Annotated in this window: 29 protein-coding genes; 15 read left to right on the top strand and 14 right to left on the bottom strand. The window is 69.7% G+C overall.

The genetic code is table 11. The features are described 5' to 3' along the window. Positions 1-651 carry a hypothetical protein gene (locus CF165_RS02470; RefSeq protein ID WP_093945752.1) on the bottom strand — a complete coding sequence of 217 codons (651 nt, stop codon included), beginning with the start codon at positions 649-651 and terminating at the stop codon, positions 1-3. A gap of 82 nt (positions 652-733) precedes the next feature. Here CF165_RS02470 and CF165_RS02465 point away from each other — a divergent pair, with 82 nt between their 5' ends. Then, positions 734-1261 carry a DUF2020 domain-containing protein gene (locus CF165_RS02465; protein ID WP_205660747.1) on the top strand — a complete coding sequence of 176 codons (528 nt, stop codon included), beginning with the start codon at positions 734-736 and terminating at the stop codon, positions 1259-1261. A gap of 146 nt (positions 1262-1407) precedes the next feature. After that, positions 1408-1860, top strand: coding sequence for a DUF6918 family protein (locus CF165_RS02460; protein ID WP_086857134.1), 453 nt, complete (start codon positions 1408-1410; stop codon positions 1858-1860). Positions 1861-1923: 63 nt separating this feature from the next. Here CF165_RS02460 and CF165_RS02455 read toward each other — a convergent pair whose 3' ends face one another. Then, entirely contained in the window at positions 1924-2469 is a 546-nt protein-coding gene (locus tag CF165_RS02455) for a hypothetical protein (RefSeq protein ID WP_093945751.1), read from the bottom strand. Positions 2470-2558: 89 nt separating this feature from the next. Between CF165_RS02455 and CF165_RS02450 the strand changes: the two genes are divergently transcribed. Continuing rightward, on the top strand, positions 2559-3077 hold the full coding sequence (locus CF165_RS02450; protein WP_167441318.1) for a peptidylprolyl isomerase: 519 nt from the start codon (positions 2559-2561) through the stop codon (positions 3075-3077). 38 nt (positions 3078-3115) lie between these two features. Continuing rightward, positions 3116-4069, top strand: coding sequence for a rhomboid family intramembrane serine protease (locus tag CF165_RS02445; RefSeq protein WP_093945749.1), 954 nt, complete (start codon positions 3116-3118; stop codon positions 4067-4069). On the opposite strand, the gene CF165_RS02440 is transcribed toward CF165_RS02445, so the two are convergent. Together CF165_RS02440 and crgA are read right to left on the bottom strand one after the other, a co-directional pair. Next, entirely contained in the window at positions 4066-4479 is a 414-nt protein-coding gene (locus CF165_RS02440; RefSeq protein ID WP_240521427.1) for a PH domain-containing protein, read from the bottom strand. The two genes, CF165_RS02445 and CF165_RS02440, sit on opposite strands and share 4 nt — an antisense overlap. A gap of 70 nt (positions 4480-4549) precedes the next feature. Then, positions 4550-4816 carry a cell division protein CrgA gene (crgA, locus tag CF165_RS02435; protein WP_020642616.1) on the bottom strand — a complete coding sequence of 89 codons (267 nt, stop codon included), beginning with the start codon at positions 4814-4816 and terminating at the stop codon, positions 4550-4552. A gap of 192 nt (positions 4817-5008) precedes the next feature. On the opposite strand from crgA, the gene CF165_RS02430 reads away from it, so the two are divergent. From CF165_RS02430 to CF165_RS02420, 3 genes are read left to right on the top strand one after another with little or no spacing between them, the layout of a single operon-like run. Continuing rightward, complete coding sequence (locus CF165_RS02430; RefSeq protein ID WP_439098485.1) at positions 5009-6082, top strand: class E sortase; 1074 nt, start codon at positions 5009-5011, stop codon at positions 6080-6082. Next, positions 6082-6237, top strand: a complete 156-nt coding sequence (locus CF165_RS02425) for a hypothetical protein (protein WP_093945747.1) — start codon at positions 6082-6084, stop codon at positions 6235-6237. Before CF165_RS02430 ends, CF165_RS02425 begins: the two co-directional genes overlap by 1 nt. A gap of 55 nt (positions 6238-6292) precedes the next feature. Next, on the top strand, positions 6293-6802 hold the full coding sequence (locus CF165_RS02420; protein ID WP_093945746.1) for a protein-tyrosine phosphatase family protein: 510 nt from the start codon (positions 6293-6295) through the stop codon (positions 6800-6802). Here the strand turns inward: CF165_RS02420 and CF165_RS02415 are convergent. From CF165_RS02415 to CF165_RS02405, 3 genes are all read right to left on the bottom strand, one after another. Continuing rightward, positions 6799-7191, bottom strand: coding sequence for an SCO5389 family protein (locus CF165_RS02415; RefSeq protein ID WP_093945745.1), 393 nt, complete (start codon positions 7189-7191; stop codon positions 6799-6801). The genes CF165_RS02420 and CF165_RS02415 overlap by 4 nt on opposite strands. Positions 7192-7291: 100 nt before the next feature. Further along, positions 7292-8026 (bottom strand): ABC transporter permease, encoded by a 735-nt coding sequence (locus CF165_RS02410; RefSeq protein WP_093945744.1) that lies wholly within the window; start codon positions 8024-8026, stop codon positions 7292-7294. Further along, positions 8023-8736, bottom strand: a complete 714-nt coding sequence (locus CF165_RS02405; RefSeq protein WP_093945743.1) for an ABC transporter ATP-binding protein — start codon at positions 8734-8736, stop codon at positions 8023-8025. The genes CF165_RS02410 and CF165_RS02405 overlap by 4 nt, the downstream gene beginning before the upstream one ends. Before the next feature lie 169 nt (positions 8737-8905). Between CF165_RS02405 and CF165_RS02400 the strand changes: the two genes are divergently transcribed. Further along, positions 8906-10729, top strand: a complete 1824-nt coding sequence (locus CF165_RS02400) for a sensor histidine kinase (RefSeq protein WP_093945742.1) — start codon at positions 8906-8908, stop codon at positions 10727-10729. Then, positions 10669-11328, top strand: coding sequence for a response regulator (locus CF165_RS02395; RefSeq protein WP_093945741.1), 660 nt, complete (start codon positions 10669-10671; stop codon positions 11326-11328). The genes CF165_RS02400 and CF165_RS02395 overlap by 61 nt, the downstream gene beginning before the upstream one ends. Here the strand turns inward: CF165_RS02395 and CF165_RS02390 are convergent. Continuing rightward, positions 11325-12644, bottom strand: a complete 1320-nt coding sequence (locus CF165_RS02390) for an FAD-dependent oxidoreductase (protein ID WP_093945771.1) — start codon at positions 12642-12644, stop codon at positions 11325-11327. The genes CF165_RS02395 and CF165_RS02390 overlap by 4 nt on opposite strands. 112 nt (positions 12645-12756) lie before the next feature. Here CF165_RS02390 and CF165_RS02385 point away from each other — a divergent pair, with 112 nt between their 5' ends. From CF165_RS02385 to CF165_RS02360, 6 genes are all read left to right on the top strand, one after another. Next, positions 12757-13401: an aminodeoxychorismate/anthranilate synthase component II gene (locus tag CF165_RS02385; protein WP_093945740.1), complete on the top strand. Its 645-nt coding sequence runs from the start codon at positions 12757-12759 to the stop codon at positions 13399-13401. Then, a complete protein-coding gene (locus CF165_RS02380; protein ID WP_093945739.1) occupies positions 13398-14189 on the top strand; it encodes an ABC transporter ATP-binding protein in 792 nt (263 codons plus the stop codon). The genes CF165_RS02385 and CF165_RS02380 overlap by 4 nt, the downstream gene beginning before the upstream one ends. Continuing rightward, complete coding sequence (locus tag CF165_RS02375; protein ID WP_093945738.1) at positions 14177-14818, top strand: hypothetical protein; 642 nt, start codon at positions 14177-14179, stop codon at positions 14816-14818. Before CF165_RS02380 ends, CF165_RS02375 begins: the two co-directional genes overlap by 13 nt. Positions 14819-14855: 37 nt before the next feature. Then, a complete protein-coding gene (locus CF165_RS02370) occupies positions 14856-15212 on the top strand; it encodes an effector-associated constant component EACC1 (RefSeq protein WP_093945737.1) in 357 nt (118 codons plus the stop codon). Between the two features lie 6 nt (positions 15213-15218). Further along, a complete protein-coding gene (locus CF165_RS02365) occupies positions 15219-16868 on the top strand; it encodes a caspase, EACC1-associated type (RefSeq protein WP_439098484.1) in 1650 nt (549 codons plus the stop codon). A 99-nt stretch (positions 16869-16967) separates the two neighbouring features. Next, the gene (locus CF165_RS02360; protein ID WP_093945735.1) at positions 16968-17282 is read left to right on the top strand and encodes an effector-associated constant component EACC1; all 315 of its coding nucleotides are present in this window, start codon (positions 16968-16970) and stop codon (positions 17280-17282) included. Positions 17283-17335: 53 nt separating this feature from the next. On the opposite strand, the gene pknB is transcribed toward CF165_RS02360, so the two are convergent. The 6 genes from pknB to CF165_RS02330 are packed head-to-tail and all read right to left on the bottom strand — an operon-like array spanning position 17336 to position 25479. Then, positions 17336-19315 carry a Stk1 family PASTA domain-containing Ser/Thr kinase gene (gene pknB / locus CF165_RS02355; RefSeq protein ID WP_093945734.1) on the bottom strand — a complete coding sequence of 660 codons (1980 nt, stop codon included), beginning with the start codon at positions 19313-19315 and terminating at the stop codon, positions 17336-17338. Then, positions 19312-20670 (bottom strand): serine/threonine-protein kinase, encoded by a 1359-nt coding sequence (locus CF165_RS02350; protein ID WP_093945733.1) that lies wholly within the window; start codon positions 20668-20670, stop codon positions 19312-19314. Before CF165_RS02350 ends, pknB begins: the two co-directional genes overlap by 4 nt. 3 nt (positions 20671-20673) lie before the next feature. After that, entirely contained in the window at positions 20674-22140 is a 1467-nt protein-coding gene (locus CF165_RS02345; RefSeq protein WP_093945732.1) for a peptidoglycan D,D-transpeptidase FtsI family protein, read from the bottom strand. After that, positions 22137-23624 (bottom strand): FtsW/RodA/SpoVE family cell cycle protein, encoded by a 1488-nt coding sequence (locus CF165_RS02340; protein WP_093945731.1) that lies wholly within the window; start codon positions 23622-23624, stop codon positions 22137-22139. Before CF165_RS02340 ends, CF165_RS02345 begins: the two co-directional genes overlap by 4 nt. Further along, entirely contained in the window at positions 23624-25021 is a 1398-nt protein-coding gene (locus CF165_RS02335; protein WP_093945730.1) for a PP2C family protein-serine/threonine phosphatase, read from the bottom strand. The genes CF165_RS02340 and CF165_RS02335 overlap by 1 nt, the downstream gene beginning before the upstream one ends. Next, positions 25018-25479 (bottom strand): FHA domain-containing protein FhaB/FipA, encoded by a 462-nt coding sequence (locus tag CF165_RS02330; RefSeq protein WP_093945729.1) that lies wholly within the window; start codon positions 25477-25479, stop codon positions 25018-25020. The genes CF165_RS02335 and CF165_RS02330 overlap by 4 nt, the downstream gene beginning before the upstream one ends. Positions 25480-25549 lie beyond the last annotated feature (70 nt).

Genomic DNA, 25549 nt, shown 5'->3' with positions numbered 1-25549 from the left:
TCAGTAACCGTACGGGCCCTGCTGTGGCGGATGTCCCGGCGGTGGGTAGACCGGCGGCTGCGGGCCGACCGGGCCGACGTACGGCGGCGGCGGCACCTGCGGCGCGGGCGGCGGCATCGGGTGCTGACCCTGCTGCTGCGCCTGCTGCCACTGCACCTGCTGGTACACCTCGGCGGGCTGCGGGAAGCAGTACGTCAGCTTGGCGTTGACCGAACCCTGGACCGCGGCGCCCCAGAACTTCCCGCCGACGAAGGCGTACAGCTGCCCGGCCGAGAGGTCGACCGCGACCATCCGCGTCTCGCCGCCGAACTGGTTGCCCGACTTCGCCGACGCGGCCTGCGCGGCGTCCGGGTACACGCGACCGCCGACGAGCCCGGCGATGACGACGGAGGCCGCGGTCCAGCCCATCGTGCCGATCAGGTTCGCGCGGGCGTGCTGCGTCGCGCGGCCGGTGAAGTCGTACAACGCGGCCGCGCTGACCTCGGGAACAGCGGCCGCGACGACGCAGTAGTTCATCGTCGAGAGCAGCACCGACTCGGTGAACAGGCCGACGACGGCCGTCGCGGGCCCGATCTGCACGGTGTTCAGCCGACCGCCGGCCCGCTGGATGCGCTCGGCCATCGCGCCGAGGTACTGCTCCGGGGTGAGCACGCGGCCATCGTCGCACGTCCCCCGGCCACGGCGACGTCAGCCAGCAGTTTTCACACACGCTTCATGGTTGACTGTGCGCGCTATGCGACGACTCGTACTTCTCGCGCCCGCCGTGGCCCTGCTGGCCGGCTGCAGCGCCACCATCGTGTCCGGCACCGCGGCTCCCAGCCCGCCGTCCGCGTCCTCCGCCGCGGGCGCCGAGCTGCCCCCGGACCCCCAGCCGGGAGCGACCGAGGACTGCCCGTACCTCGGCAGCGAGGTCGTGGCCGAGGCGAACGGCCAGCACGTGTCGAAGGTGCGCGTGTCCGCCGACCAGCCGCACCCGGCGTGCTTCTTCTACCGCCCGGACGGGAAGATCCAGCTCACCGTGCGGGTGTACGTCGGGGACGCGAAAACGGCGACGGCGCTGGTCAACAAGGTGGCGCCGATCGACTCGTCCAACCCGGCGTCCGACCCGTCCGGCTGGAAGGGCGGCTACCTGTCCTCCGACGACGGCGCCGTTTACGCGGTCGCCAAGGGGGCATCAGCCGTGGTGGTGACGACCAACCAGAAGCAAAGCGTCAAAGCGCGCACAGTGGCGAAGAAGGCTATCGCTGCCCTGAAGCTCTAGGTAGCGGGCTCCACACGGGTGAGTGATGTTGATCTTGTATTACGCTGTGCGTCACGCGCAGGCTTCGTGGACTCGCGCACCGCAGCCACCGGGGACCCCCACCCCGGGGCGGGGCACCAACTCTGCAAGGACAAAGGACAAGATTCGTGGCTGACACCCTCAAGGAAATCCTGCTCGACTCCAGCCGTCGCCCGGCTGTCGTGTCCGACTTCGAGACCCTCGTCGACGCCGAGGTCTCGGACAAGGGCGGCGTTTCGGGTGCCGTGGTGAAGACCGGCTTCGCCGCGGTCAAGAAGATCAAGCCGGGCATCATCCCCTCGGCCGTCGACACGCTGCTCCCGGACTTCGCCTCCGCGCTCGAGCCGTTCTACGGCGACTACCGGGCCAAGGGCGGCAACGACTTCGGCGCCTACCTGTCCAGCCGCTCGGACGAGGCTTCCGACGCGCTGCTGAGCGTCACCGACTCGCGCGCGGAGAAGAGCAGCCGTGACAGCATCAAGAAGGTCTACGGCAAGCTGCGCCCGAACGGCAAGAAGAACGTCGAGGAGGCGCTGCCGCGTCTCGGCCAGCTGATCGACAAGCACGCCGCTGCCGTCTGAGCGGATCCCACGCACGACTGAAGAGGCCCCCGGTGCACCCCCGGGGGCCTCTTCGCGTCGCTTTCAGTTCTTCTTTTCGGCCGGTGCCGGGGACGGAGCCTTGCCGTTGGCCGAGGAGCCCGGCTTCGCGGCTTCCGGCTTCGGCGTGGCCGGCGGGGCCGGCGGGGTGGCCTTCGGCGGCGCGGGCGCGACCGGCGGCTCCTGCTTCGAGCGGAGGGCGTAGGCGGCCCCCGCACCGACCACGACCAGGCCGAGCAGCCACGGCCACTTGCGACGGCTGCGGGTGCCCTTGGCGGCCGACTTGGCCTCGGACAGTGCGGCGTAGAAGTCCTTCTTCGCCGCCTTGAAGTCCTTCTTGCCGCGGCGCTTCGACTCGCCGGCCGCCTTCGCGGCCTTGATGGCGGCCTTCTTCGCCTTGCGACCCGGCTTGCGCAGCTCGGAGAGGCGCGCGAGCGCCTCCTGGCGAGCGGCCTTCGAGCTCTTCTTGAGCTCCTTGCGGGTCAGTTCCGTCTTCTTCGCGAGCTTCTTCTGCGCGCGCCGCCCCTGCTTGACACCCTCGGTGACGAGTTTGTCGGCGGTCTCGACGGCCTGGGCTGTCGCCCGGGACATGGGCTTCACCTCATCATTCGTTTTGACGCTGCTCTGTTACCCGTAACCTATCGTGCCCCTTTTTCCGGAGCTGCGCCGCAGATGGCACGATGAGGTCTGTGAAAGCTACGCTGCACACCAACCAGGGTGACATCCACCTGAACCTGTTCCCCGACCACGCGCCGAAGACGGTGGCGAACTTCGTCGGGCTCGCGGAAGGCACCAAGGAGTACACCCAGCCGAACGCGGCGGGCACGAACTCCGGCCCCTTCTACGACGGTTCGATCTTCCACCGGGTCATCGACGGCTTCATGCTGCAGGGCGGCGACCCGACCGGCACCGGCCGCGGCGGCCCCGGCTACAAGTTCGGCGACGAGTTCCACCCGGAACTGCAGTTCAGCAAGCCGTACCTGCTGGCCATGGCCAACGCCGGGCCCGGCACCAACGGCTCGCAGTTCTTCATCACCGTGGCGCCGACCACCCACCTGAACTTCCGGCACACGATCTTCGGCGAGGTGGCCGACCAGGAGTCGCGCACCGTCGTCGACACGATCGCGCGCACGTCGACCGGACCGGCGGACCGCCCGCTGACCGACGTCGTCATCGAGAAGGTCAGCATCGAGCACTGACGGCTTTCCCGCGTGGGTTTCGGTAGGTTGGTGACATCGTGAACCAACCGCCGAACCCCGCCGCCGAACAAGCCGCGCTGCCCGGGTGCTGGTGGCACCCGAACCGCCCGACCGGGCTGAGCTGTTCCCGGTGCGGGCGTCCGGCCTGCCCGGACTGCCTCCGCGAGGCCCCCGTCGGGTTCCAGTGCACCGACTGCGTCCACGCCGGCGGCCAGCAGCAGCGCCGTCAGCACCGCGGCTACCAGGACGCCGGCATGGGCGTGCGCACGATCGCCGGAGCCCGGCCGTCGTCGTCCGTCCTGGCGACGCAGGTCATCCTGGCGGTCAACGTCCTCGTCTTCCTCGTGACCGTGGTCCAGGCCCGCAGCCTGAACGACAACCAGACCTCCGGCGTCTTCCAGATCGGCGTGCTCTGGGGCCAGGCGACGCTCGGCGCCGGCGAGTGGTGGCGGCTGTTCACCTCGGGCTTCCTGCACTACGGACCCATCCACATCGCGGTCAACATGTTCTCGCTGTGGATGATGGGCCGCGCGCTCGAACCGGTCTTCGGCAAGGTCCGGTACCTCACGCTCTACTTCGTCTCGATGCTCGGCGCGTCGACGGCCGTGCTGCTCTTCGACAGCCTCGACGGCGGCACCGCCGGCGCGTCCGGCGCGCTGTTCGGCCTGATGGGGGCCTACGGCGTCATCGTGCTGAAGCTGCGGCTGAACCCGACCGGGCTGATCATCACGCTCGCGCTGAACGCGTTCATCACCTTCGGCGTCGCGAACATCTCGATCCTCGGCCACGTCGGCGGCCTGGTCACCGGTGCGCTGGTCACCGTGGCGATGCTCTACGCCCCGCAGGCCCGGCAGGCGACCTACCAGGCGGCCGGAATCGCCATCCTCGTCGTCGCGATGATCGGGCTCCTGGTCTACAAGGACACCCAGGTCGCGGCGCAGACGTGCCAGTTCGCCCAGTACCGCGGCCAGGAGCTCTACAGCTGCGGCTAGCCGCGCAGCGTGCTGAGCACGTCCAGGACCTCGCGGGGGTCCTCGCCGAGGTCGAGCCACCCGAAGACGTACAGCTGGTCGTCGTGCTCGACCTCGAGCGTGACGCCGTCGCGGCCCATCCGGCGGGTCGTGCGCAGCCGGGTGCGGGTCTGGGCCCACGGGAGCCGGTGCGTGCCGCTCAGCGTCCGGGCGACCAGACCCTCGGTGCCGGCCGCCAGCCGGGGCCGTACGAGCGTCGAGTGGGCGGCGAAGGCCCCGGCGGCCAGCGTCGCCAGTGCGAACAGCACCAGGCCGCCGCGGTCGCCGGTCACCGCGTCGGTCACCACGCCGGCCAGCAGCAGCGCGGTGACCGCCCAGGCCGATACCACAAGGGCCGGACGCGGTGCCCACGAGGTGGGGTAGTTATCCACAGGGGTTATCCACACTGGGGATGAGTCACACCGGTGTAATTCGGCGTCAAGCCGCCATTCGGAGTAATAATCAACGCCAGCGCATAGTCATGAGCAGACCCGCGATCATCAGCGCGAACCCGCCGGCGAAGTTCCAGTTGCCCAGGTCGGCCATCCAGGAGATCTTGTCCCCGGCGATGTAGTTGACCAGCAGCCATACCAGGCCCAGGACCATGAACCCGAACATCGGGATCTTCCAGGCGAGGCCGGTCGGGCCGGCGGCCCGCACCTTCACCGGCGTGCGCCGGTCGGCAGGCGGGGTGTAAGCGGTCTTCTTGCGGACCTTGGACTTGGGCATCGTGTGTTCCTCGCGGTGCTCTTCGGGCTCGTCTGGTGGCGATGTCCCGCTGAGGGTGCGCAACCAGCGCCACGTGCACACGTTAACGTAAACGACCGCAGGAAAGCAGCGGCCGGAGTGGTCGGATTTTCCCGCACCGTGACATCGGCGTCACCCAGGGTTCGACGCGGCTTGAGAGGAGCTTGCGTGACGATGCGCGAAGGACCGGATGACGACCGGCGCGGACACCCCGGACAGCGGCCGATGCCCCAGCGCCGTCCCGCGACGCCGCCGCGCGGCCAAATGCCGCCTGGCCAGCCCCAACGGGGCCCCCAAGGGCAGCCGCCCCGTCGTCCGCAGGGGCCGCCGCCCCGTCGTTACGCCGGCCCGCCTCCGGTACCCGGCGCCAACGAAGAGACCGTCGTCTTCGCCCCCGTCAGGCCGGGCGGCACCGCGACCAAGGAGAAGACCGCCCCGCCGCCGCTCGGCAAGGGCGGCGTCGCGATCCGGACCGCCGGTGAAATCCTCATCACGCTCGGCCTGGTCGTGCTGCTGTTCATGGTCTACGAGCTCTACGTGACCGACCTGTTCTCGGCGGGCAAGCAGTCCGAGGCGAGCGACCAGCTCGACGGCGAGTGGGCGCACGACCGCACGCTGCACCCCGAGCTGATCGACGGCAAGGCGTTCGCCCGCATCCACATCCCCACCTTCGGCGTCGACTACAACTTCACGATCCAGGAGGGCACCGACGACGCCGCCCTCGAAGTCGGCCCCGGCCACTACAAGGGCACGTCGCTGCCCGGCGAGCCGGGCAACTTCGCCGTCGCCGGCCACCGCGTCGGCAAGGGCGCCCCGTTCAACGACCTGGACAACCTCTCATCTTGTGACCAGATCGTGATCGAAACCTCCACCGACTTCTACATCTACAAGGTCCTGCCGTACGACGACGAGGTGAAGGACTGGGCCGGCGGCAAGGGCGCCGACCCGAAGTGCAAGGGCGTCTCGACCCTGCGCGACCCGAACGCCGAGGACGGCGGCGCGTACAGCGAGACGTTCGGCCGGAAGGTCGTGCTGCCCAGCAACGGCGCCGCGGTGAACCCGGTCCCGTACAAGGGCGCCGACGTGCTGCCGAAGGCCCAGCAGGCCGCGTTGCTCACGCTCACCACCTGCCACCCGCAGTTCTCCGCGCGGGAGCGGCTCATCATCACCTCGGTGCTGACCCAGCAGGTGCCGAAGAACCAGGTCAAGAACTACGGCGACCTGCTTTCGAAGATCGGGGAGGCCTGATGTACGCCTGGATCTGGCGGAAGCTGCCCGGTCCGTTCGCGGCGAAGCTGACCGTCGCGGTCGTGCTGGTGCTCGGCGTCGTCGCGTTGCTGATGTTCGTCGTGTTCCCGTGGCTGGAGCCGCGCCTGTGGTTCAACGAGGTCGCCGTCAACTGAGCCGGAACCCACCGGGCGGGTGATCCGTTGCTCCTCTCGGGAGAGGGGGCCGCGAGTGAAGACACGTCAGAAGGACCGTGACAACCCGCTGCCGGAAGCGCCGTGGAACGAGATCCGGCCGGGCCTGTGGATGGGCGGGCACGTCCGGGCCGGTGTCACGGGCGAGGAGCCGGTGGTCGTCCGGCGCGAGTTCGACCTCGTGCTCAGCCTGTACCAGCGGTCCGGTCACGGCCCGCCGCCCGACATCGAGCACCACTTCGCCGAGATGCCGGACGGGCCGCTGAGCGAGGCGCAGATCGAGCAGGTCGAGCGGTTCGCCGTGCTCGCCGCCGAGGCGGTGCGCGCGGGCCGCCGGACGCTCGTGCGCTGCCACGCGGGGCACAACCGGTCCGGCCTGGTCGTCGCCCAGGCACTCGTCGATCTCGGGTCGAGCGTGCCGGAGGCGATCACCCTGGTCCGGCAACGGCGCTCCCCGTGGGCGTTGCACAACCAGCTGTTCGTGCAGTACCTCGAAAGCGGTCTGCCGACGGCCCGCCTGCTGACCGGGCTGGGCGCTGCGGGCTAGCAGTCCCGCAGCTCCGGGCTCTGGTTGAGCAGCTGGCCGCGCGGCGAGACGAACGCACGGTAGCGGTCACCGTTCACATCGGACTTCTTGAACACGGCGACGCGGTGGCAGTTCTGGAAGGCGAGCTTGACGCCGAAGTGCCGCTCGAGACCACCGCGGATCGCGTCGGATGCCAGCGCCCGCAGCAGCTGGCCGCGGGCGGCCTCGCTCGGGGGCGGTGTCTCGTTGTCGGCGAAACCGTCCGCCGCGCCCTCGGCGTCGGCGATGACGCCGGTGATCACCTCCCAGGCGTAGGGCAGGGATTCCTTGACGCAGGTGACGAACTCGGCGTCGGTGACCTCCCCGCGCTCGGCCTTCTCCAGCAACGCGGGTGACACGTCCAGGGACATCGAACCTCCAGTTTGAGCAGGGCCACCTCCCTGGCTACCGTCCGGGTGGCCCGGCCACAAGAGAAAACGATGATCATCACCACTTTGGCGGAAGGCCCGGTCACTCCCACCGGAAGAGCTTCGCCGCCAGCGCCGTTCCGAGCACCGCGAACGCGGCGAGCACGACCAGCTGCAGCGGCTGCACGCCGACGCCGACCCAGGCGTCCTGCAGTGGCTGCGATCCCGGCGGCACGTAGTCGCCGATCCGGCGGAGGACCTCCGGCAGGAGCGGTCGCGGCAGGTACACGCCGCCGAAGAACATGGCGGGCAGGAACGCGATCATCGCGACCCCGGACGCGGCCTTCGACGTCCGGGCGACCGCGGCCGCGATCAGGCCGAGCGCGAACATCGAGACCACGCCGAGCAGCAGCGTCAGCAGGAACGCCACCGGGTGCTTCGGCAGCGGGACGTCGTAGACGGCGTTGCCCAGCCCCAGCACGAGCGCGATGCCCGCCAGCGCGATCACGACGTGGATGAGCAGCTGCGCGCCCAGCAGGTTCGCCGGGTGCACGGGTGTCGTGGCCAGCCGGCGCAGCACGCCCTGCTCGCGGTAGGTGGCGACGGCGGCCGGGATCGACTGCAGCGCGAGCATCGCGAGGCTCATGACGATCAGCGACGGCACCCACGCGTCGATGAACCGGTACCCGCCCGCCGCCTCGCTGGGCTCGGCCATGCCCGGGATGGCGCCGATGACGAGCAGGAGGACGGACGGCAGCAGGATGCCCGCGATCGCCATGGACGGCGAGCGGAGGACGAGTTTGGTTTCGGTGGCGGTGATCTTGGCGAAGGTGGTCATCGGGCACTCCTCGTGAGCGAGACGAACGCGTCGTCCAAAGTGGATTCTCCGGCCGCGGCGCGGAGCTCGGCCGGGGTGCCGGTGGCGACCACGCGCCCGGCGTCGAAGATCGCGACGCGGTCGCAGAGCCGCTCGGCCTCGTCCATGAAGTGGGTGACGAGCAGGACGGTGACGCCGGTGGCACGCACGCCTTCGACGAGCCGCCACGTTTCCCGGCGGGCGTGCGGGTCGAGCCCGGTCGTCAGCTCGTCGAGGATCGCCAGTTCGGGCCGGCCCACCAGGGCCAGCGCGATCGACACGCGCTGCTTCTGGCCGCCGGACAGCTTCCCGAACGCGCTCCGGGCGTGCTCGCGCAGGTCCAGCTGGTCGAGCAGGACGTCGATGTCGGCGGGCTCCGGGTAGAAGGAGGCGAACAGTTCCAGCGCCTCGCGCACCCGCAGCTTCGCGGGCAGCCGGCTTTCCTGCAGCTGGACGCCGACGCGGCGGGTCAGCGCCGCGCGGTCGGTTTCCGGGTTCAGGCCGAGCACGGAGATCGTGCCGCCGTCGGCCTGGCGGAGTCCTTGGAGGCATTCGACGGTGGTGGTCTTCCCGGCGCCGTTCGTGCCGAGGATGCCGAAGATTTCGCCGCGCTCGACGGTGAACGAAACGCCGTCGACGGCGACCCGGGTGCCGTAGCGCTTGCGGAGGTCGGTGACTTCGATGAGTGGCATGGCTCCGAAACTACGAACCGGCGGCCGCGTTCGTAATGACGCTGAATCCCCAGCTCAGGTAGCGTTTTGCTGAAGCGGGGGTGGGGTTTTCCCCACCCTTTTCGTGGGGCTTCGCGCAATGCGCGGATGGGGGCGGATCGGCCAGGATCTCGGGGGAAGGAGGTGCCGGATGCCGTACGTGCGTGCGGTCGGCCGAGCGTTCGCGCTGGCCGCGTTCTCGCTGCTCAGCTGGGTGGACGTGCTGATCCAGCTGATCACGTTCGGAATGCTCTGCGTCGGGCTGGTCTTCTTCTTCGGCCCGACGGTCTTGTGGGCCCGTCGCCGGTCGGCGGCCATGCGCGCGCTGGTCGCGCGCTGGTGCGGCGTCGAGATCCCGGCGCCGTACCGGCCCGAGCCGCCGGAGCCGGTGCGCGAACGCGATGGCTGGTACCGCGACGGCAACCAGCTCTACAAACGGGCGTTCTGGATCAGTTGGCAGCACCGGCTCACCTGGGCGATGGAGGATCCGGCGACGGGCCGCGAGTTCACCTGGCAGCTCGTGAACCCGTTGTGCACACTGCTGTTGCCGGTCGCCGTGCTGCTCGGCGGCCCGGTGGTGCTGCGCGGCTATGGCCGGTGGACGCGCTGGTGGATCGGTCCTCGCCCGCCCGCCGAAGCCGTGCGCAAGAACTGGGTGCACCGGCACCTCGAATCGCTCGGCCACCAGTTCGGCATCGTTGCGCTGGCGCTGGTCCAGCTGATCTTCTCGGCGTTCCAGCTGGTCGTGTTCGTCGGCGCCATGCCGCTGGCGGCCCCGGTCGTGCTGTGGTGCCGTTCGATCACGGACACGCTGCGCCGGGAGGCGGAGAACTGGACAGGCGTGCGGATCCCGCGTCCGTACCTGCCGCCGCCCGCGTTGCCGGTGCCCCGCGCCGACGGGCTCTACCAGGTCGGCAGGCAGCTGTACGAGGAGCCGTTCTGGCCAGTCCAGCACGCGCGCACCCGGTGGATCCTGCGCGACCGGGCCACCTGGCGGGACATCGCGGGCGGTGGCCTGATCTCGCTCGTTTCGCTCGCCTGCTCGCTGCCGGCGCTCGCGTTGTTCGGCTGGGCCATGACGGGCCTCTCGGTGCTCTGGGTGTGGCGGCCGTTGGTGTCGCCGCGCGTCGAGTGGTTCCCGCTGCCCGCGGTGTCGACGCATCTCGGTGCGCTCGCGCAGTCGCCGTTGATCCTGCTGGCGTTCGCCGCAGCCTTGGCTCCGGCGCCGTGGGTCGTCCGGCAGCTGGCCCGCTTCGCGCGGGTGTGGCTCGGGCCGACCGAGTCGTCCCGGCTCGCCCAGCGCGTCGAACGGCTGAAGCAGACCCGGTCCGACGTCACGGTCACGCAGGCGGCGGAGCTGCGCCGGATCGAGCGCGACCTGCACGACGGCATCCAGTCGCGGCTGGTCGCGATGGGCATGAAGCTCGGCGCGGTCGAGGCGCTGGTGGACACCGATCCGGCGGCGGCGAAACGGCTCGCGGCGGAGTTGCGCGCGTCGTCGTCGGAGGCGCTCACCGAGCTGCGGGTGCTGATCCGCGGCATCCACCCGCCGGTGCTGTCCGAGCGCGGGTTGCTGGACGCCGTGCGGGCGCTGGCTCTGGACAGCCCGCTGAAATCACAGGTCACGGGCTCGCTGCCGGGGCGGATCGAGGAACCGGTGGAAGCGTGCGTGTACTTCGCGGTGTCCGAACTGCTCGGCAACGCGGCGAAGCACGGCGCGAAGAGCGTGTCGATCGACGTCGCCTTCGCGGACGACCTTCTGACGGTGGTGGTGACCGACGAAGGGCCGGGCGGCGCGAACCCGGCGTTGGGCTCCGGACTCCGCGGAATCGAGCGCCGGCTGGGCGGGTTCGACGGTAGGTTGACGCTGACCAGCCCGATCGGCGGCCCGACGAAGGCGACCCTGGAGATCCCGTGTCAGATCGACCAAGAACCCTCGTCGCCGAGGACCAGTACCTCCTCCGAGACGGCCTGACGCATCTCCTGACGGCGCACGGCTTCGACGTCGTCGCGGCGGTCGCCACCGGCCCCGAACTCGTGGCTGCCTTGCGCGAAGAACGACCCGACGTGTCCATTGTGGACGTACGGATGCCGCCGACGAACACCGACGAGGGCCTGCAGGCCGCGTTGGGCGCGCGCCGGGAGATCCCCGGGCTGCCGATCCTCGTGCTGTCCCAGCACGTCGAGCAGCTGTACGCCCGCGAGCTGCTGGCCGACGGCACCGGCGCGATCGGCTACCTGCTGAAGGACCGGGTGTTCAACGCGGACCAGTTCATCGACGCGGTCCGCCGCGTGGCGGCCGGCGGCACGGTGATGGACCCCGAAGTGATCGCCAAACTGGTCGCGGGCAACGCCTCCGACCCGCTGGCCGCGTTGACGCCCCGCGAGCGTGAGGTGCTTTCCCTGATGGCGGAAGGCTGCTCGAACGCGGCGATCGCCACCCGCCTGCACTTCAGCGAAGGCGCGGTCGGCAAGCACACGGCGAACATCTTCGCCAAGCTGGGCATCTCGGCTTCGGACGACACGAACCGCCGCGTGCTCGCCGTGCTGGCCTACCTGGGCGCGGAGGCTTAGCCGCGGGAGACCCGGGTCATCTCCTCGCGCTCCACCACCTTGATGCGCTCACGGCCCGCCGCCGTGCCCAGTGCCTTCTCGTGCGCGTCGAGCCGGCCCCAGCCTTCCCAGGTCGTGAACGGGATTCCGCGCGTACCGAGGAAGTCCAGGATCGCGTCCGGCGAGTCGTACTTCGGGGCGCGAAGCGTTTCCGCGTCCGCCAGGAGGCTCGCGATCGTCTCCGCCGCGTCGCCCTTCGTGTGGCCGATCAAGCCCACCGGGCCGCGCTTGATCCAGCCCGTCACGTAGACGCCCGGCAGCTGGTTGTCGTCCAGGTCAAGCACCCGGCCCGCCTCGTTCGGCACGACGCCCGCCGCGTGGTCGAACGGGAGCTCCGGCAGGTGCGACGACAGGTAACCCACCGCGCGGTACACCGCCTGGACGTCCCAGTCGTGGAACTCGCCGGTGCCGCGGACGTTCCCGTCGCCGGTCAGTTCGGTCCGCTCGGTACGCAGGCCGGTCACGCGGCCGTCCGCGCCGAGGACTTCCGCGGGGGAGTGGAAGAAGTGCAGGTGCAGCCGGCGCGGCCGGGAGCCCGGCTCGCGGATCGCCCACTCCTGCAGCGTCTTCACGACCATGTCGATCTGCTTCGACGCCCGCAGCGCCGCGATGCTGCCCTCGTCGAACTCGATGTCCTCGGGGTGGACGATGACCTCGACGTTCGGCGAGTGGTCCAGCTCACGCAGCTCCAGCGGCGTGAACTTCGCCTGCGCCGGGCCGCGGCGGCCGAACACGTGCACGTCCGTCACCGGGCTGGCCCGCAAGCCCTGGTAGACGTTGTCCGGGATGTCGGTGGTCAGCAGCTCGTCGGCCGTCTTCGCCAGGATGCGCGCGACGTCCAGCGCCACGTTCCCGACACCCAGGACCGCTACCGAGGACGCGTTCAGCGGCCAGGTGCGCGGCGCGTCCGGGTGGCCGTCGTACCAGGACACGAAGTCGGCGGCGCCGTGGCTGCCGTCCAGGTCGATGCCCGGGATGTCGAGCGCGCGGTCGGCGGACGCGCCCGTCGAGAAGATCACCGCGTCGTAGAACTCGCGCAGCTCGTCGAGCTTGATGTCGGTGCCGTAGTCGATGTTGCCCAGCAGGCGGATGTTCGGCTTCGAGAGCACCTTCTCCAGCGCCGTCACGATGCCCTTGATGCGCGGGTGGTCGGGCGCGACGCCGTACCGGATCAGCCCGAACGGCGCCGGCATCCGTTCGAACAGGTCGATCGAGACGTCGGCGTCGGACTTGTCCAGGATGTCGGCGGCGTAGATCCCGGCCGGACCGGCACCCACCACGGCTACACGAAGAGATCGGCTCACTGGATCCACGGTAAGTTAGGTTCACCTAAGTCAAAATGTGATTTGGCGTACGGTCCACCTGCTGGGAGCCGGTAAGCTCGGCGCCATGCGCGTTCTCGTCGTCGACAACTACGACAGCTTCGTCTACAACCTGGTCCAGTACCTGGCCCAGCTCGGCGCCGACTGCACGGTCTGGCGCAACGACGTCGTGGACCTCGACCGCGTGCCCGAGTTCGACGCCGTGCTCGTCTCACCCGGTCCCGGTACGCCCGAACGCGCCGGTCAGAGCATGGACGTCGTCCGCAAGTGCGCCGAGACGCGCACGCCGATGCTCGGCGTGTGCCTCGGCCACCAAGCGCTGGGAGTCGTCTACGGCGCGACCGTCGACCGCGCGCCCGAACTGCTCCACGGCAAGACGAGCCAGGTCCGCCACGCCGGTGCCGGCATCCTCAAGGACCTGCCCGAGGAGTTCACGGCCACGCGCTACCACTCCCTGACCGTGCTGCCCGAGACCATCCCGGACGCCGTCTTCGAGATCACCGGCCGCACCGAGTCCGGGATCGTGATGGGCATGCGCCACCGTGAGCTGCCGCTGGAAGGCGTCCAGTTCCACCCGGAGTCCGTGCTCACCGAGGGCGGCCACCGGATGCTCGCGAACTGGCTGGCCGCCGCGGGCCACCCCGTCGACCCGGCCAGGGTGAACGAGCTCGAGCGCGCGACCAAGGCGCTTCAGAAGGCCGCTGTTGCGTGATCCGGCTCGAGGGGGTCGGCAAGCGGTACGGGCGCGGTGACTTCGTCCTGCGTGACGTCGACCTGAGCGTCGAGCCCGGGCACGTCGTCGGCATCCTCGGCAGCAACGGCTCCGGCAAGTCGACGCTGCTGCGGATCATGGCCGGCGTCTCGCGCGCCACGACCGGGTCACTCACCGGCACCCCGCGGATCGGCTACCTGCCGGACCGCTTCCCGGCCGGCCAGCGGATGGGTGCCCGGGCCTACCTGCGGCACATGGCGCGCATCCGCGGGCTCACCGACCTGTCGGTGATCGACCCGCTGCTCGAACGGCTCGCCCTGGTCGGCGGGCCGTCGGCGCCGCTGCGCACGCTGTCCAAGGGCAACGCGCAGAAGGTGGGGCTCGCGCAGGCCGTGATGATCCGGCCCGACCTGCTGATCCTCGACGAGCCGTGGTCCGGGCTGGACGTCGGGACGCACGCGATCCTCGGCGAGCTCGTCGCCGAGACGCGGGCGCGCGGGGCGAGCGTCGTGTTCACCGACCACCGGCCGCCGGTGGTGCACGACCACGCCGACGTCGTCCACCTCATGGACTCCGGCAGGCTCACGGCGGAAAGCGCGGAGCCGACCACCCGGATCGTCCTGCGGGGCCGCGGAACCGAGTGGGCGGACGAGCCCGGCGTGCGGCACGCGGTCGCCGAAGGCCGCCAGGTGGTGCTCACCGTCGAAGTCGCCTGTGTCGACGCCGTGCTGCTGCGCGCGCTCAAGGACGGCTGGTCGGTGCGGGAGGTGGCGCCGTGCTCGCCTTGACGCGGTACTACCTGGCGCTGCTCGGCCATTCGCAGCGGTACCTCCCGGCTTTGCTGGCGTACCTCGCGCTGTGCGTGATCCTCTACGCCGACCCGCACTCGCCGCCGCTTCCGCTGTTCGGCGTGAGCGCCGGCGGCCTGCTGGTGGTGTCGTGCTGGCTGACGATCGCGCTGCTCGACATCGAAGACCCGGTGCAGCGCCTGGTCACGCTGAGTCACGCGCGGCAGTGGCGGCGGATGATCACCGGGGTGATCCTCACGGTGCTGGCCTGTTCGCTGCTGCTGACCGTGATCACCGAGGCCTGGTCGGCGATCAAGTCGTTCAAGGTCCAGCCGTCGGCGCTGGGGATCGGGTTGCTCGCCCACGTCGCGTGCGCGCTGCTGGGCATCGCGATCGCGCTGCCGTGCTCGCGGCTGCTGGTGCACCGGATCGGCTGGACGGTGCTCGCCGCGGTGATCACGCTGGTCGTCGTGCTGCTGGCGAAGATCCCGCTGGTCCACCCCCTCCTGCACGCCCTGACCGACGACGAACCGGTCGGCGGCCCGCTGGTGCTGGCGGTGCTGACGTCGGTGGCGATGCTGGCCGTCAGTTTCTTCGTCGTCTCGGCCCTCGTACGCCGCCGCTCCTGAGCTATTCTGTTCTGCCTTGGAGGGGAGAACCGAGTCGATGTCAGGAACGATCTCCATAACCCTGCCGGATGCCGATGAAGAACTTCGGCGGCTTGGTTCGTGGCTGGGGGACGAAGATGAATTGCGAGGCCGGGTCCAGTTGGCGGACGCGCCGATCCGGTCGGGGCAGATGGGTGGTGTTCTCGAGGCCGTCGTCGTGGTCGTCACCAGCGGTACCGCCACCGCGTTGTGCAACTCCCTGTTCGGTTTCCTGACCCGCTCTCGCGAGGCGAAAAAGGTGACGCTCAAGGTCAAGAACGCGGCCGGCGCGGAGCTGGAGCTCGTTTGCGGAACCGCCGACGACTACCGCGAGATCGCCGCCACCCTCCAGCAGTTCCTCGAGGGCAAGGCCTGATTCGGGTTGGGTGCTCTGCCGATTCCTGAGTTTTCTCGGGTCATCCTCATGGGTACCGGAGACTTCAAGAGCGAACGGCTTCCGGATCTGCCCGCGGTGCACCGCAATCTGGTGGACCTGCAGGCGGCGATCACCGACCGGGTCACGGGCGTGGTCGGCTGGGAGCAGTGCACCGTGGTCGACTCCCCGGATTCGGCTCACAGCTTCATGACCAGGCTGAAGAAGGTCGCTTTCCAGGCGCAGGACCTCCTGCTCGTGTACTACGCCGGCCACGGGATCCGGCACGACCGGCAGGACAAGCTGTACCTGACCACTCGTGAGACCGACCTCGACGAACTCGACACCACCGCGGTGCCGTTCGACTACGTCCGCGAAGTCATCGAGCGGAGTTCGGCGAAGACCCGCGTGCTGATCCTCGACTGCTGCTATTCCGGCATGGTGCTGGGCGCCATGTCCGCTGACCGGGCCGACCCGAGGGAGATCGCGGTGACCGGCACGACGGTGATCGCGTCCTCTCCGCGCAACTCGATCTCCCACTCTCCGCCGGACGAGCGGAACACGGCTTTCACGGGTGCCTTGCTGTCGCTCTTGACCAACGGCTCCCCGGTGCCCGGCCGGCCGCTCGACGTCAGCGAGCTGATCGGTGCGCTCCGGGCCGAGATGGCCACCCGCGGTATGCCGTTGCCCCAGACACAGACGGGCAACACCAGCGGGAACCTCCTGCTGCGGACGGATCCGCCACCGCCCGCGCCGAAGAAGGTCGCGCGGGTGCGGGAGAAGGTGGCCGTGGCCGAGCCGCCGATCTTCGAACCGTTGTCCACTCCAGGGCTCGCGATCCGCAGGGCGTTGGTGGACATCTTGGTCGTCGCCGGTTTCGCCGATGACGCGCCGAGCCGGACGTTGTTGATCGAGGAAGTGCGGGCCGCGCTCGGTCGTCCGCTGACGATCTCGTCGCGGTTGTCCGGCCGGGATCAGCTGATCGATTTCGTCAACGCGTGCGGCCGCGTCGAGGAGGGCCTGCCGGTGCTCGCCGACGTGCTCGAGTTCCTGCGGCCGTCGACGAAGGAAAGTGCCGAGGTCCGGCAGCTCGTCGCGCCCGAGAGTTCGCCTGCTCCGCCCATGAGTCCCCGGGCTGCTGAGTCGAAGCTGCCGTTGACGAGCTCTGTGGTCGAGCGGCAGCCGAACCGGACCGCTGCCAGGTGGTTCGCCGAGGTTGTCGCCGCGCTACTGCTGCGGATCGGGTTCTACATGGGCGTCTCCTTCGGGATCGGTGGTGTCGCCGGCGCCGTATTCAGCAGCGCGAGGGGCGATCTGACTCTGGGTCTTCCCATGAGCATCGCAGGGGCTGTGTGCGGGCTGTTCCTGTACCGCCGCCGACACCCCGTAAGTGCCGTCGATCGGCCATGCGTGGAGGACGCCTTTCCGGCATGGTCCCCAAGGTTGCGGCAGCTTCAGACAGGCGCGTCGTGGGTGGCGCTGGTAGTGGCCTCATCTCTCCTGGCTCTCGCCATCGTTTCGCCACCGACGAGCCGGTCGACCGAGGGGCCGCCCAGCCTGACCGCGTTGAGGGTCTGGATGGACGTGCTGTTCGGCTTGCTGGCGGCGGGGAGCGCGCTTGCCTTGATCCATCGCTACCGGGCCGCCCGCCGCTCCTGATTGCAATTTGCACTGTTCAAATCGCCGCCCGCTCTTCCTGGCAAGCCGTCGGGCCGACTAAGGTTCGGGGCCTCTCCGGTTCGGGTGAAAGGAGAACGGGTGACGGCTGGGATCGTCGCGATCACCGTGCCAGACTCCGACGGTGACCTCCCGGAGCTCGCCGCCTGGTTGCGTGGGGAGGACGCGCTCCGTGGTCGCGTCCAGGTCTTCGACGCCGTCGTGGTCGGTGTTTCGAGCAACTCCGCCGGTGTCTTCTGCCGCTCGCTCTTCGCCTGGCTGCTGCGTTGCCAAGCCCGTGTCTCACTGAAGGTCAAACGTTCCGGCGCCGCCGAGGAACTCGAACTCGACTGCGGTGCCGCGAGCGATGCCGAGCAGGTTCTCGGGGCCGTCCAAGGATTCCTCGACCAGCCCTGAACAAGGAGAAGGCCCGCACGGCTAACCGTGCGGGCCCTTCTTCGTGCCCTGTGTCAGTTTCCGGTGGTCGACGGCGGCCCCGTCGGGATCGTGATGCCGCCGCCGTTGCCCTCCGACACCCAGACAGTGATCGCCTGGTCCTTGGTGATCGGTGTACCCGGCTGCACGCTCTGCTTGGTGATCGTGTTTTCCGGCTGCTTGCTGGTCCGGTCCGCCTGGGGCCTCAGCGTGCCGGTCCAGCCCATGCTCTGCATCTTCGCCTGCGCGTCGTCGAGGGTCATGCCCACCAGGGTCGGCATCTGGATCTGGTTCTGGTTCTCCGGACCCGTCGACACGGTCAGCGTGATCAACTCGCCCACCCCCAGCTGCCCGCCGTTCGGGTTCTGGGTGATGACCAGGTCCTTCGCCACCGTGTCCGACGCCTGTTCGAGCTTCCTGGTCTTGAAGCCCTGGCCTTCCAGCGTCGACTTGGCCAGCGAATACGGCCTGCCGGTGAAGTCGGTGACCGACTTGAGCTGCTTCGACTTACCGATCGTGATCCTCACGCTGCTGCCCGCGTCGACCGAGGACCCCGCGGTCGGGGTCTGCGACTGCACCAGGAAGGCCTGGTTCGGGTCGTCGACCTCGGTTTCGTCGACGGTCGGGTCCAAGGTCAGCTTCGCGTCGGTCAGGGCCTTCTCGGCCTGGTCACGTGTCTTGCCCTTGAGGTCCGGCACGTTGGACTTGCCCGCCGCGACACCGACGTACAACGTGATCTTCGTGTTGGTCGCGACCACGGTGCCGACCGTCGGGTCGATCTTGATGACCCGGTTGACGTCGTCTTGGGTGCACTGCGGGCTGCCGTCGGTCGGCTGCACCCCGCACGTGACCTGCTTCTGCTCGATCGAGCCGGTGAAACCCTTGCTGTTCAACGTTTCCCGGGCCTGGGGGACGGTGTTGTGCACCACGTCCGGGATCGCCACAGTGGCCGTGTCGTTGCTCTTGAACGAGCCCGCCAGCCACATGATCAGCAGCACCGCGCCCAGCACGAACACCGCGGCCACCGCGGCGAGGATCGTGCGACGGCGGCGCTTCGCCTTCGGGTCCTCGTTGTCCGGCTCGCTGTACTCCTCGTAGCGCTGCGGCTGCCGCCGGTCGGAGTTCATCACCTGCGTGCGCTCGTCTTCGGACATCACCATCGGCGCCGCCGGGCGCTGGCCCGACAGCGTGCGCACCAGGTCCGAACGCATCTCCGCCGCCGACTGGTAGCGGTTCGCCGGGCCCTTGGCCAGCGCCTTCAGCACGACGGCATCCAGCTCGGGCGCCACCGCCGGGTTCACCGACGACGGCGGGTTCGGATCCTCCCGGACGTGCTGGTACGCCACCGCGACCGGGGAGTCACCGGTGAACGGCGGCTCGCCGGTGATCAGCTCGTACAGCACGCACCCGGCGGCGTAGACGTCGGAACGCGCGTCGACCGACTCGCCGCGGGCCTGCTCCGGCGACAGGTACTGCGCCGTGCCGATCACCGCGGCCGTCTGGGTCATCGAAGACTGGCCGTCGTGCATCGCGCGCGCGATGCCGAAGTCCATGACCTTGACCGCGCCGTTCTTCGTGATCATCACGTTGGCCGGCTTGACGTCCCGGTGCACGATGCCGTGGCGGTGCGAGAAGTCGAGCGCCGCGCAGACGTCGGCCATGACCTCCATCGCCCGCTTCTGCGACATCGGACCCTCGGTCTTGACGATGTCGCGCAGCGTCCGGCCTTCGACGTACTCCATGACGATGTACGGCAGCGGGCCGAACTCGGCGTTCGCCTCACCCGTGTCGTAGACCGCGACGATCGCCGGGTGGTTCAGCGCGGCGGCGTTCTGTGCCTCACGGCGGAAGCGCTCCAGGAACTGCGGATCCCTGGCGAGGTCGGCACGGAGGATCTTGATCGCGACTTCCCGGCCCAGTCGCACGTCGTGGCCGTGATGGACCTCGGACATGCCTCCGTAGCCGAGCGTTTCGCCCAGCTCGTACCGGTTGGAGAGCAGTCTGGATGTGCTCATCTCTGGGTGCCGTTCCATTCCGTCCAAGGTGTGGTCATGATGCCTTGCGGGCGATCGTCGGTTGTGCCGGGAGTGTCCGCCGGGTAGGCGATCGAGCCGGCAGGCTCCTCCGTGGGCGCCTGTCTGCCCGGGACCACCTGGCTCTGCGTCTGGCCGGTACGCGGTGGCGAACCCGAGTCGCCGATCATCTTCGCCACCAGCACGATCCCCGCGACCAGGACAACGAGCAGGATCGCCGCGAGAAGCGCCCACCAGCCCCACTGCGACTTCCGCCGGGCGGCCGGCAGCATGACCGGGCGCACCGCGGGCCGGGACGGCGGGCCGAGGACGACCATCGGGTTCATCGCCGGCGACGGCGGGCCGACCGGCATGTGCGGCTGTTGCGGAGGAAGCTGCTGCGGGGGCATCGGCATCGGCACCGGACCCGACGGCGGCGGCTGCTGGGGTTGCGGCTGCTGGGGTTGCTGAGGCTGCTGCCCGGTCGTGTAGGTGGCGTTGACCAGCCCGGACGGCGTCGGCAGCGGCAGCCCGGCGCGGACCGCGGCGACGGCGGCCGCGAACTCGCCGCCGTTGTTGTAGCGCTGCCGCGGATCCTTGATCAGCGTCGCCTCGATCACCGCGCGCGCCGCGGGCGGCACGTCCGGTGGCAGGGGCGGCGGCATGTCGCGGATGTGCATCATCGCGACCGTCACGGCGTTCTCGGACAGGAACGGCCGGTGCCCGGCGAGGCATTCGTAGCCGCACACGGCCAGCGAGTAGACGTCGGACGCCGGCTCGGCCGGGTGCCCGAGCGCCTGCTCCGGCGCGATGTAGTGCGCGGTGCCCATGACCATGCCGGACCGGGTGACCGGGGCCGCGTCGGCGGCCTTCGCCACCCCGAAGTCGGTGATCTTCACCTGGCCCGCCGACGTCACCAGGATGTTGCCCGGCTTGACGTCGCGGTGGACCAGGCCCTGCTCGTGCGCGGCCTGCAGCGCGTTGCCCGCCTGCTCCAGCATGTCGAGCGTGAACTCCGCCGACAGCCGCCCGTGCTTGGCCAGCAGTCCGGCCAGCGGGTCACCGTCGACGAGCTCCATCACGAGGTACGCGATCGACAGGTCGCCGTCGAAGATGGTTTCGCCGTAGTCGTGCACCGCGGCGATGCCGGGGTGGTTCAGGGAGGCCGTCATCCGTGCTTCGGTGCGGAAGCGGTGGAGGAACTCGGCGTCGCCGGAGAGTTCGGCCTTGAGGATCTTGACGGCCACGGTCCGGTCGAGCCGGGTGTCGCTGGCCTGCCAGACCTCGCCCATCCCGCCGACGGCGATCCGGTGCGTCAGCTTGTAGCGCTCGGCCAGCAGCTGACCCGAGGACAGCATGCGTTATCCACCCCCGAGCTTGGCGTTGATCGCCGCGCGGCCGATTTCCGCCGCGACCGAGCCGCCGGTGGCCGCGAGCCCGCGGTCACCGCCGCTCTCGACGATCACGGCGACCGCGATCTGCGGGTTGTCGGCCGGGGCGAAAGCGGTGTACCAGGCGTGCGGGGCGGTGTTCTTGGAGTCTGCCCCGTGCTCGGCGGTGCCGGTCTTCGACGCGATCTGGATGTCCGCGCGCTTGCCGCCACCCTTGGTGAAGCCCTCGGAAGCGATCATCATGTCCTTGAGGATCGCGGCGTTCGACGACGACAGCGCCGGGGTGCCGGTGAGTTCGGTGGGGCTGTAGTCCTCGATGGTCGACAGGTCCGGTGCCAGCACCGACTGCACCAGCTGCGGCTTCATCGCCATCCCGCCGTTGGCCACGGTGGCCGAGAGCAGGCAGTCCTGCAGCGGCGTCAGCCGGACGTCGCGCTGGCCGATGCCGCTCTGGTAGAGCGCGCCCTGCGAGTCGAGCGGGCCGACGGTCGAGGGTGCGACCTTCATCGGCACGGTCAGGTCGGTCTGCCCGATGCCGAAGTTGGCCGCCGTCTTCTTGATCTTGTCCGCGCCCAGCTGGCCGGCGAACTGCGCGAACGGCACGTTGCAGGAGTGCGCGAGCGCGTCCTTGAACGTGTTGCCCTGGCAGGGGGTGTTGGCGTAGTTCTCCAGCGTGACGCTGGTGCCGGGGAGCTTCGTGTTCGACGCCGTGTCGACCGGGGTGTCCGGGCCCTTGCCGTCCTCGAGCGCGGCCGACGCGATGACGAGCTTCATCGTCGAACCCGGCGGGTAGGTCTCCGAGATCGCCCGGTTCAGCATGGGCTTCTTCGGGTCCTTGTTGTTCGCGTTCCAGGCGTCGCTCTGCGCCTTCGACGTGTGCGAAGCCAGCTGGTTCGGGTCGTACGACGGCGTCGAGACCATCGCCAGGATCTTCCCCGTTTTCGGCTCCATCGCGACGACGGCGCCGGTGTAGCCCTTCTGCGTCATCAGGTCGTACGCGGCCTTCTGCACGACCGGGTCGATGGTCAGCCGGACGTTGCCGCCGCTCGGGTCGCGGCCGGTGACCATGTCCGACAGCCGCCGCACGAACAGCCGCGGGTCGGAGCCGTTGAGGACGTCGTCCTCCGAGCGCTCCAGGCCGCCGGCGCCGTAGTTGATCGAGTAGTACCCGGTGACCGGCGCGTACATCGCGCCGTCGACGTAGGTCCGCGTGTACTTGTACTTGTCGTTCGACGGTACGACGTTGGCCAGCACCTCGCCGCCGGGCGCGACGATCTTGCCGCGCTGGCGGGCGAACTCGTCGTAGAGCACCCGCGCGTTGCGGGAGTCGGTGCGGTAGTCGTCGGCCTTCACCACCTGGATGTAGGTGGCGTTGGCCAGCAGCAGGACGACCATGACGAGCATCGCCATGCCGACCTTGCGGAGGGGGGTGTTCATGCCTGCGCGCCCCCGTCCGCCGGCGGGCGCTGCACGAGCACGGTGTGCGCTTCCGCGATCGGCGCCTGCGGCTGCTGCTGCGGCTTCGGGCGGGCCGCGGGCTTGCGGGCCGCGTCGGAGATGCGGAGCAGCAGCGCGACGAGGATGTAGTTCGCGAGCAGCGACGAACCACCCTTGGAAAGGAACGGGGCGGTGATACCGGTCTCCGGGATGAGTTTCGTGACTCCGCCGACGACGACGAAGATCTGCATGACCATGGTGAACGCGAGCCCGCCGCCCAGCAGCTTGCCGAACGTGTCGCGCACGGCGAGCGCACTGCGCATGCCGCGCATGGCGACCAGCAGGTACAGCATCAGCACCGCGGCCAGCCCGATGAAGCCGAGCTCCTCGCCGATCGACGCGGTGATGAAGTCGGTGTTGGCCTCGGGCACCATGTCCGGCCGCCCGGCGCCGAGCCCGGTACCGCCGACTCCGCCGGTGCCGAGCCCGAACAGGCCCTGCGCGAGCTGGTAGCCGCCGCCGGCCTGGTCGTAGGTGGCCAGCGGGTCCAGCCAGTTCGCGACGCGCTGCTGGACGTGCGTGAAGAGGTTGTAGGCGATGACGCAGCCGGCGGCGAAGAAGCTGAGCCCGAGGACGACCCAGATGGCCCGCTCGGTCGCGACGTACAGCATCACCAGGATGACGCTGAAGAACAGCAGCGAGGTGCCGAGGTCCTTCTCGAACACCAGGATGCCGATGCAGGCGAACGCGGCGATCAGGATCGGGCCGAGGTCGCGGGCCCGCGGCAGCTCGACGCCGACGAGCTTCTTGCCCGCCACCATGAACAGGTCCCGCTTCGACACCAGGAACGACGCGAAGAAGACCATCAGCAGGATCTTCGCGAACTCGCCCGGCTGGATCGAGAAGAACGGCAGCTTCAGCCACACCTTGGCGCCGTTGACCTCGGACAGGCTCGACGGCAGCAGCGCGGGCAGCGCCAGCGCGACGATCCCGACCAGGCCGGCGGTGTAGCCGTACCGGGTCAGCGTGCGGTGGTCGTTCACCACGATCAGCACGACGACGAAGAACACCAGCGAGATCACCGTGAACAGCACCTGCGCGGTGACCGCGGGCGTGTAGTCCTTGCCCTGCTGCGTGGCACGTTCCGCCAGGGCCAGGTCGATCCGGTGGATCATCACCAGCCCGACGCCGTTCAGCAGCGCGACGCAGGGGAGCAGGACGGGATCGGCGTACGGCGCCCACTTGCGGACGGCCAGGTGCGCCGCACCGAAGATCCCCAGGTAGGCGAGGCCGAGCCAGATGATCGACCAGGTCAGCTCCTGCTCCTGGTTCGCCTCCACCAGCACCAGCGCGACGGTGACGATGAACGCCGCGAACCCCAGCAGCACCAGCTCGGTGTTGCGGCGGGTCGGGACCTCGCGCGGCGGGTTCGTCTGGAACTGCGCGGCGAGCGGTTCGGCGGGACGCGCGACAGGCTGGCTCATCAGTTACCGCCTCCCGTCGTCGGTGCCGTCGAACTCGGCGTCGAGCAGTCCCTCCCCGCTGGCTGGTTCGCCGACGACGGAGCAGTGGAGCCGGCCGGAGCCGACGAAGTGGTCGTCGGCGTGACCGGAGTGGTCGGCGTCGAGGACGGGGTACCGCCCGCCGGCGCGCAGTTGTTCAGGCGCTTGTGCAGCTGCAGGAAGTCGTCGATGTACCTCCGGGCGTCATCGAGGCTGTCCTTCCTGACGCCGTTCTGCACCGCCAGCCGCGCGTCCTCCTGGAGCTGGTCGACGCGCAGCTTGTCCGTGCACACCTGGGTGGGCGGGCAGGAGCCCTGCTCGTAGGTGTGCAAGTCGATGCCGAGAATGCTGCCGGGGACGCCGCGGTAGATCACGACCTCCTCGTCCGCACCCTCGCCGACATAGTACTGACTCAGCACGAAGTAGCGGGTCGCGATGGCGGCCGCGGCGAGCACCACGAGGACCACGAGCGCGCCGGCCAGCCAGCGGAACCGCTTCCGGCGCTTCGCTTTCGGATCTTCGGAGGGCTGCGGCAGTTCCGCACGCGGCTGCGGAGGCGGCTGGGTCAGCGCCCTGGCGCGGGCCGCGGGCGAGTCACCCTGGTGCAGTTCGTCGCTGCCGTCCCCGGCGGCGCCGCCCACGATGGGCGCGTCCTCGCCGAAGTCGACGTCGACCACGTCGGCGATGATCACCGTGACGTTGTCCGTGCCGCCGCCCTTGAGCGCCAGCTCGATCATCCGGTCCGCGCACTGCTGCGGGTCCGGGATCTGCACGGCCTCGGCCAGCGTCTCGTCGCTGACCATGCCGGACAGGCCGTCCGAGCAGATCAGGTACCGGTCACCGGCACGCGCTTCGCGCACGGTCAGGCTCGGCTCGACCTCGTGCCCGGTGAGCGCCTTCAGCAGCAGCGACCGCTGCGGGTGGACCGCCGCCTCTTCGGGCGTGATCCGGCCCTGCTCGAGAAGTTCGTTGACGAAGCTGTCGTCCCGCGTGATCTGCGCGAACTGGCCGCCGCGCAGCAGGTACGCCCGCGAGTCGCCGACGTGCACCAGCCCCAGCCGGGTGCCGGCGAACAGGACAGCCGTGAGCGTCGTGCCCATGCCGTCCAGGTCAGGGTCCTGCGAGACCAGCTCGGCGATCGCGGCGTTGCCGTTCGCCACCGCCTCCCGCAGCTGGGCGAGCAGGTCGTCGCGCGGCTCGTCGTCGTCGAGCGGGGCGAGCGAGGCGATGACGACCTTGCTGGCCACTTCACCCGCCGCGTGGCCACCCATACCGTCGGCGAGCGCGAGCAGGCGAGGGCCGGCGTACACGGAGTCCTGGTTGCTCGAACGCACCAGGCCCCGGTCGCTGCGGGCTGCGTAGCGGAGGACGAGAGTCATGGGCGAAGCTCGATCACCGTCTTGCCGATCCGGATGGGGACTCCGAGCGGGACCCGGAGGGGTGCAGTGACCTTAGCCCGGTCCAGATACGTGCCGTTCGTCGAGCCCAGGTCTTCCACGTACCAGTCCTCACCGCGCTGCGCGATCCGGGCGTGCCGGGTCGACGCGTAGTCGTCGTCGAGCACCAGAGTCGAGTCGTCGGCACGGCCGATCAGGATCGGCCTGCCGTCGAGTGCGATGCGCGTCCCGGCGAGCGCGCCGTGGGTCACCAGCAGCTGCTGCGGCGACTTGCTGTTGCGCGGCTTCTTCTCCTTCTTGCGGCCGAAGGCCGGCACCTGGACACGCATGCCCGACGCCGCGTAGAGGTCCGAACGGACGACTCTGAGCGCGGCGAACACGAAGAGCCAGAGCAGCACGAGGAAGCCCACCCTGGTGAGTTGTACGACCAGCTCTGGCACTTGGTGTGTCCGCTCCCGACTCTTCCGCGCAGCCGCGACGCGGGTACGCCGCGGTCCCCCCGCACGTCAA

It is taken from the genome of Amycolatopsis vastitatis, assembly GCF_002234595.1.
Lineage (GTDB): Bacteria > Actinomycetota > Actinomycetes > Mycobacteriales > Pseudonocardiaceae > Amycolatopsis > Amycolatopsis vastitatis.
Note: the sequence above shows the minus strand (reverse complement) of the source record. Positions and strands in the feature narration are given on the sequence as shown.